At 57.8% G+C, this 6,993-nt stretch carries 5 protein-coding genes; 2 read left to right on the plus strand and 3 right to left on the minus strand.

Annotated features, from left to right (window positions below; genetic code table 11):
* Window positions 1-160: 160 nt before the first annotated feature.
* Together clpA and clpS are read right to left on the minus strand one after the other, a co-directional pair.
* Window positions 161-2,431 (minus strand): ATP-dependent Clp protease ATP-binding subunit ClpA, encoded by a 2,271-nt coding sequence (gene clpA / locus ACRESD_RS14105; protein ID WP_025858957.1) that lies wholly within the window; start codon window positions 2,429-2,431, stop codon window positions 161-163.
* A gap of 29 nt (window positions 2,432-2,460) precedes the next feature.
* On the minus strand, window positions 2,461-2,829 hold the full coding sequence (gene clpS, locus ACRESD_RS14110; RefSeq protein WP_005789091.1) for an ATP-dependent Clp protease adapter ClpS: 369 nt from the start codon (window positions 2,827-2,829) through the stop codon (window positions 2,461-2,463).
* A gap of 218 nt (window positions 2,830-3,047) precedes the next feature.
* Here clpS and cspD point away from each other — a divergent pair, with 218 nt between their 5' ends.
* Window positions 3,048-3,320 (plus strand): cold shock domain-containing protein CspD, encoded by a 273-nt coding sequence (cspD, locus tag ACRESD_RS14115; RefSeq protein ID WP_431751469.1) that lies wholly within the window; start codon window positions 3,048-3,050, stop codon window positions 3,318-3,320.
* A gap of 78 nt (window positions 3,321-3,398) precedes the next feature.
* Here the strand turns inward: cspD and icd are convergent, their stop codons facing one another.
* A complete protein-coding gene (icd, locus tag ACRESD_RS14120) occupies window positions 3,399-4,655 on the minus strand; it encodes an NADP-dependent isocitrate dehydrogenase (RefSeq protein ID WP_431751470.1) in 1,257 nt (418 codons plus the stop codon).
* A 493-nt stretch (window positions 4,656-5,148) separates the two neighbouring features.
* Between icd and ACRESD_RS14125 the strand changes: the two genes are divergently transcribed.
* On the plus strand, window positions 5,149-6,993 hold a 1,845-nt coding region (locus ACRESD_RS14125; protein WP_431751471.1), incomplete at its 3' end, for an NADP-dependent isocitrate dehydrogenase.

The raw sequence follows: 6,993 nt of genomic DNA on the forward strand, positions 1-6,993 counted from the left end.
GTGGGAGGGGGCTTGCTCCCGATAGCTATGTATCAGCCAGCGCATTTGGCGACTGATGCACCGTCATCGGGAGCAAGCCCCCTCCCACATTTGACCCCCATCGTTTTCGAGACAGCAAAAAGGCGCCTTTCGGCGCCTTTTGCTTTGTTGCGATCAACTATCAGGCCATTTCCGCCGTAGTCTCGAACTCGAAGGTCAGCTCGCCGTCCTTCAGATCGATATGCACCACGCCACCATGGTCGGACAACTCGCCGAACAGGATCTCCTCGGCCAGCGGCCGTTTGATCTTGTCCTGGATCAGGCGCGCCATTGGGCGAGCGCCCATTGCCGCGTCGTAGCCACCTTCCGCCAGCCAGTTGCGCGCCGCGTCCGTGACATCCAGCTGTACGCGCTTGTCTTCCAACTGCGCCTGAAGTTCGGTGAGGAACTTGTCCACCACACTCTTGATAACCTCATGGCTGAGGCGACCAAATTGAATAATGGTGTCCAGACGGTTGCGGAACTCCGGCGTAAAGCTCTTCTTGATGACTTCCATCGCATCGGACGAGTGATCCTGATGCGTGAAGCCGATCGAAGCCCGCGCAGCCGTTTCGGCACCGGCGTTGGTGGTCATGATCACGATCACGTTGCGGAAGTCCGCCTTGCGCCCGTTGTTGTCGGTCAGGGTCCCGTGATCCATCACCTGCAGCAGCAGATTGAAGACTTCCGGGTGGGCCTTCTCGATTTCATCGAGCAGCAACACGCAATGCGGCTGCTTGGTGATGGCTTCGGTCAACAGGCCGCCCTGGTCGAAACCGACATAGCCCGGAGGCGCACCGATCAGGCGCGACACAGTGTGACGCTCCATGTATTCGGACATGTCGAAACGCACCAGCTCAATACCCATGGCCTTGGCCAACTGCCGCGCCGCCTCGGTCTTGCCGACGCCGGTCGGGCCGGCGAACAGGAACGAACCCACAGGCTTGTCCGGCGACTTCAGACCCGCACGGGACAGCTTGATCGCAGTGGACAGCGAGTCGATGGCCGCATCCTGACCGAACACGGTCAGCTTGAGGTCACGCTCCAGGTTACGCAGCAGCTCTTTATCGGAGCTGGTGACGTGCTTCGGAGGAATCCGCGCGATCTTCGCCACGATGTCCTCAACTTGAGGCACATCAATACGCTTCACACGCTTCTCGACCGGTTGCAGGCGCTGGTAGGCACCCGCCTCGTCAATCACATCGATAGCTTTGTCGGGCATGTGCCGATCATTAATGTAGCGCGACGCCAGCTCAGCCGCCGAACGCAAAGCCTCATCGGTGTACTCAATGCCGTGGTGCGCTTCGAAGCGCCCCTTGAGACCGCGCAGGATGCCGATGGTGTCTTCAACCGACGGCTCGGACACGTCGACTTTCTGGAAGCGACGCGCCAGGGCACGGTCTTTTTCGAAGATGCCGCGGAATTCCTGGAACGTGGTCGAGCCGATGCAACGGATATCACCCGACGACAGCAACGGCTTGAGCAGGTTGGAGGCGTCCATCACGCCACCGGATGCAGCACCGGCACCGATGATGGTGTGGATCTCGTCGATGAACAGGATCGCCTGCGGACGTTTTTTCAGCTCGCCGAGCAACGCCTTGAAGCGTTTCTCGAAATCGCCACGGTACTTGGTCCCGGCGAGCAACGCCCCCAGATCCAGGGAGTAGACGACACTGTTGGCCAGCAGGTCAGGCACCTGGTTGTCGACAATGCGTTTGGCCAGGCCTTCGGCAATCGCGGTTTTACCCACGCCCGCCTCGCCTACCAGCAACGGGTTGTTCTTGCGACGACGCGCGAGGATCTGCGCTACACGCTCAACCTCAAGCTCACGCCCCACCAGCGGATCGATCCGCCCCTGGCGCGCAAGCTCGTTGAGGTTGCTGGCATAGGCATCCAGTGGATTGCCCGAAGAAGAAGACTCACCGCCCTCGTCATCCTGCATATCCTGCTCACCCTCGGAATGATCGCCGTGCCCAGGCACCTTGGAGATACCGTGGGCGATGTAATTGACGACATCGATACGGGCAACGCTCTGCTGCTTGAGCAGGAACACTGCCTGGCTTTCCTGTTCGCTGAAAATCGCCACAAGCACATTGGCGCCTGTGACTTCACGCTTACCGGAGCTCTGTACATGGAACACAGCACGCTGCAATACCCGCTGAAAGCCCAGGGTCGGCTGGGTTTCACGGTCCTCGTCATGCACGGGGATCAGTGGCGTGGTGGAGTCGATAAACTCCTGCAGGTCATGCTTGAGTTTGTCGAGGTTGGCGCCGCACGCACGCAGAACGGTGGCGGCAGCTTCGTTATCCAAAAGTGCCAGCAGCAGGTGCTCGACGGTCATGAATTCATGACGCTTCGAACGGGCCTCCTTGAAGGCAAGATTGAGGGTGACTTCGAGCTCGCGGTTTAACATAGCTTCACCTCATACCCAAGTGGTCGGCGTTAACCGTCCTTCTCGATTTCACAGAGTAGCGGATGCTGGCTTTCCCTGGCGTACTGGTTGACCTGCATGGCCTTTGTCTCGGCGATGTCGCGGGTAAACACTCCACATACTGCCCGTCCTTCTGTATGAACGGCCAGCATTACCTTGGTCGCCAACTCGCGGTTCAGGTTAAAAAACACCTCGAGCACTTCGACGACGAAATCCATCGGCGTGTAGTCATCATTAAACAAAACCACCTTGTACATCGGCGGCGCCTGTAGAGCAGGCTTCGCCTCCTGGACAGCAATGCCTGCAGAACCGTCGTCATCGTGTTCCTGATCCGGGCGATCCTGATTGAATGTTAGTCGAATCTGGCTATTTGCATGCATGGAAAGAAAGGTTCGTCAGTGGTTCAAATACAGTGATGGGGGCGGCCTGCCGGAATTTCAACTCTGACCGATTGGTCGCCTTGACTATCGGCGAAACGGTGTTACAACCAATAGAACCCACAGTGGGTAAAAAAGGTCCGCGCAGTCAACCTTATTTATTCGGGTTAGGACGGATAAACTGGATGATACTCCAGTGATGGAGTCTGGTGCAGAGGGATATGGAGATGGCAAGCGGTAAGGTCAAGTGGTTCAACAATGCCAAGGGATTCGGCTTCGTTATTGAAGATGGCGGTAGTGAAGATCTTTTTGCCCATTTTTCAGCGATCAACATGGATGGCTATAAAACGCTAAAAGCGGGTCAACCCGTGACGTTTGACATTATTCAAGGACCGAAAGGGCTACACGCCGTGAAAATCTCTGCAGTCACGGTCGACGCCAGCGCAAAACCCGTCACACCCACCGCTCAAAAAGAAAAGAAATTAACGGTCTGATCCACCACTGAGTGCGTGAGTAGCGATAAAAAACGGCCCTCCCAATCAACTTGGAAGGGCCGTTTTTCTTGACCGCTCTTACATATGCGAAATCAGCGCATCACCGAAGCCTGATGACGATACGAGTTTCGCGCCGTCCATGAGACGCTCGAAGTCATAGGTCACGGTCTTGGCCGAAATAGCGCCATTGGTACCCTTGATAATCAGATCAGCCGCTTCGGTCCAACCCATGTGCCGCAGCATCATCTCTGCCGACAGGATCAGCGAACCTGGGTTGACCTGATCCTTGCCCGCGTACTTCGGTGCAGTACCGTGGGTAGCCTCGAACATCGCCACGGTGTCGGACAGGTTGGCGCCCGGCGCAATACCGATACCCCCTACTTCGGCCGCCAAGGCGTCGGAAAGATAGTCGCCGTTCAGGTTAAGAGTAGCGATCACATCATATTCAGCCGGGCGCAACAGGATCTGCTGGAGCATCGCATCGGCGATGGCGTCCTTGACCACCACGTTCTTGCCGGTCTTCGGGTTCTTGAACTGCATCCACGGACCGCCATCGAGCAAGGTCGCACCGAACTCCTCGGCCGCTACTTCGTAGGCCCACTCCTTGAAGGCCCCCTCGGTGAATTTCATGATGTTGCCTTTGTGCACGATGGTCAGCGAGTCGCGGTCGTTATCCACGACATATTGCAGGGCCTTGCGCGCCAGGCGCTTAGTGCCCTCCCTGGAGACGGGCTTAACGCCAATACCGCAATCCTGGTCAAAACGGATCTTGGTGACGCCCATTTCTTCCTTGAGGAACTTGATCACCTTGATCGCTTCCGGCGAGCCGGCTTTCCACTCGATCCCGGCGTAAATATCTTCGGAGTTTTCGCGGAAGATGGTCATGTCCACATCGCCCGGCTTCTTGACCGGACTCGGTACACCTTCAAACCAGCGTACCGGGCGCAGACACACATAGAGGTCGAGCTGCTGACGCAGGGCCACGTTCAACGAACGGATACCACCACCGACCGGCGTGGTGAGCGGCCCCTTGATGGATACGACGTAATCCTTCACTGCATCCAGGGTTTCCTGAGGCAGCCAGGTGTCCTGATCGTAGACTTGAGTCGCCTTTTCGCCGGCATACACCTCCATCCAGGAGATTTTGCGCTTGCCGCCGTACGCCTTTTGAACAGCTGCATCGACAACCTTGATCATCACCGGACTGATATCGACACCGATGCCGTCGCCTTCGATATACGGGATGATCGGGTTATCAGGAACATTGAGAGAGTGGTCTGCGTTGACGGTGATTTTGTCGCCGACTGCCGGAACCTGAATCTTCTGGTATCCCATGCTGAACTCCGTTTGTGGTTGAAACCTCGGGCTGCGTTCGAGCCTACTCCAGATAAATGACGACTGAAACCTCACGCCAGGGTCATTTGCCTCGAAAACAGCACATTTAGCCGCCTACAAGCCTGAAAGCAAAGGCAAAATCGCCAATCTTGAGCATACCTAGCCACTGAGACCAGATTGTCGCACCTGCGACCTTTAGACCAATGGACGACACACCTTTTGTATGAAGGCTCGGCGTAAGCATAGCGACCTATGTATAATGCCGCCGCTGACCCAAGAGTCACGACGGCGGACCGCTCTAGACAGTAGCCCTCCGCTAGAAAGCAGGACTATTACAATAGTCCACCCGCTTGACGCTCGACTGATGCAACCCAACATCACCGCGAAGAAACCTCGACATTTCGCTCATGGATGACTTTGAACGAACGCGCTCCACCCGGCGCATCTCGAGTTTCTGCGCACGCTTTCAGCAAAGAAGAGAGTTAATCCGAATATGCCCACCCGCTCGAAGATCATCTACACCTTCACCGACGAAGCCCCAGCCCTCGCCACCTATTCACTGCTACCTATCGTAGAAGCCTTCACCGCTTCCGCTGATATTGCCGTGGAAACCCGCGATATTTCCCTCGCCGGGCGCATCCTCGCAAGCTTCCCCGAGCAACTGGGCACCAAGGCTATCCCGGACCACCTCGCCGAACTGGGCGACCTGGCCGTTACGCCTGAAGCCAACATCATCAAGCTGCCTAACATCAGCGCCTCGACTCCGCAGCTGCAAGCCGCGATCAAGGAACTGCAGGCCCAGGGCTACGCCCTGCCGGACTACCCGGAAACCGTAACTACCGACGCGGAAAAAGAAACCCGTGCACGTTACGACAAGGTCAAGGGCAGCGCCGTGAACCCGGTTCTGCGCGAAGGCAACTCCGACCGCCGCGCACCACTGTCGGTCAAGAACTACGCACGCAAGCACCCGCACAAAATGGGCGCCTGGGCAGCCGACTCCAAGTCCCACGTCGCTCACATGAGCAATGGCGACTTCTACGGCAGCGAAAAAGCCGTACAGATCGAAGCCGCTGACGCTGTCAAAATCGAGCTGATCGCTCAAGACGGCACCGCCACTGTCCTGAAGGAAAAGACTTCGGTACAGGCCGGCGAGATCATCGACACCGCCGTGCTGAGCAAGAAAGCCCTGCGCGCGTTCATCGCCGCCGAAATCGAAGACGCCAAGAAACAAGGCGTACTGCTGTCGGTTCACCTGAAAGCCACCATGATGAAGGTCTCCGACCCGATCATGTTCGGCCAGATCGTTGCCGAGTTCTATAAAGACGCCCTGGCCAAGCACGCCACCGTGCTGGAACAGATCGGCTTCAACCTGAACAACGGCATCGGCGACCTGTACGCCCGCATCAAGGCCCTGCCGGCCGACCAGCAAGCGCAGATCGAAGCTGACATCCAGGCTGTTTACGCCGCTCGCCCTTCCCTGGCGATGGTCAACTCCGACAAAGGCATCACCAACCTGCACGTGCCGAGCGACGTGATCGTCGACGCTTCGATGCCAGCCATGATCCGCGACTCCGGCAAGATGTGGGGCACCGACGGCCAGCTGCACGACACCAAGGCTGTGATCCCGGATCGTTGCTACGCCACCATTTACCAGGCGGTCATCGAAGACTGCAAGGCCCATGGCGCTTTCGACCCAACCACCATGGGCAGCGTGCCAAACGTTGGCCTGATGGCGAAGAAAGCCGAAGAGTACGGCTCCCACGACAAGACGTTCCAGATCAAGGCTGACGGCGTTGTCCGCGTCACCGACAGCAAGGGCAACCTGCTGATGGAACAGAAAGTCGAAGCCGGCGACATCTTCCGCATGTGCCAGACCAAAGACGCGCCGATCCAGGACTGGGTCAAGCTGGCCGTCAACCGCGCCCGCGCCAGCAATACCCCGGCCATTTTCTGGCTGGACCCAAAACGCGCGCACGACGGCGTCGTGGTCGAGAAAGTTCAGGCTTACCTGAAAGACCACAACACCGAAGGCCTGGACATCCGCATCATGTCGCCGGTCGACGCGATGAAGTTCACCCTGGAGCGCACTCGCAAGGGCCTGGACACCATCTCGGTGACCGGTAACGTACTGCGCGACTACCTGACCGACCTGTTCCCGATCATGGAGCTGGGCACCAGCGCCAAGATGCTGTCGATCGTTCCGCTGATGTACAACGGCGGCCTGTTCGAAACCGGCGCCGGCGGTTCGGCTCCGAAGCACGTGCAGCAGTTCCTGGAAGAAGGCTTCCTGCGCTGGGATTCGCTGGGCGAATTCATGGCGCTGGCCGAATCCCTGGAC

It is taken from the genome of Pseudomonas sp., assembly GCF_050739995.1.
In the GTDB taxonomy this organism is placed as follows: Bacteria; Pseudomonadota; Gammaproteobacteria; order Pseudomonadales; family Pseudomonadaceae; genus Aquipseudomonas.

Excerpts from the sequence above, each read along its gene's own strand:
- clpA (WP_025858957.1), bottom strand. The coding sequence starts at position 2,431 with ATGTTAAACCGCGAGCTCGAAGTCACCCTCAATCTTGCCTTCAAGGAG.
- clpS (WP_005789091.1), bottom strand. The coding sequence starts at position 2,829 with ATGCATGCAAATAGCCAGATTCGACTAACATTCAATCAGGATCGCCCG.
- cspD (WP_431751469.1), top strand. The coding sequence starts at position 3,048 with ATGGAGATGGCAAGCGGTAAGGTCAAGTGGTTCAACAATGCCAAGGGA.
- icd (WP_431751470.1), bottom strand. The coding sequence starts at position 4,655 with ATGGGATACCAGAAGATTCAGGTTCCGGCAGTCGGCGACAAAATCACC.